We start from the raw sequence: 407 nt of genomic DNA on the forward strand, positions 1-407 counted from the left end.
GCTCGGGCGGGAGGATCCGCTGGTGCGGCTCGCCGTCCACCGTCTCGAAGACCGTCCGCAGCGGAGCATGCCGCTCCACCACGTCCCCCAACGCCGCCTCCAGCGCCGCCAGATCCAGCCCACCGTCCGCCAACCGCACCACCATCGGCACGTTGTAGGCCGCACTGTCCCCGTCGAGCTGCGAAAGGAGCCACAACCGGCGCTGCGCGTACGAGGCCGGAGACAGCCCGTCCCCCTCCCCCGCCACCAGCGGCGGAAGGACGTCCCGCACGTCTCCCTCACCCGCGACCAGCTCCGCGAGCCCCGCCACCGTCGGACTCCCGAACACGTCCCGGATCGTCAGCCGCACGCCCAGCACGTCCGCGATGTGATTCGTCAGCCGAGCCGCGAGCAGCGAATGACCGCCG

1 protein-coding gene is annotated in these 407 nt (G+C 72.5%); it reads right to left on the reverse strand.

Annotation, left to right across the window (positions count from 1 at the left end):
* Positions 1-328, reverse strand: a 328-nt coding sequence (locus ADL08_RS12905) for a condensation domain-containing protein (RefSeq protein WP_234352114.1), incomplete at its 3' end; no start/stop codon positions are given.
* Between the last annotated feature and the right edge of the window lie 79 nt (positions 329-407).

It is taken from the genome of Streptomyces sp. NRRL F-6492 (assembly GCF_001280125.1).
GTDB lineage: Bacteria > Actinomycetota > Actinomycetes > Streptomycetales > Streptomycetaceae > Streptomyces.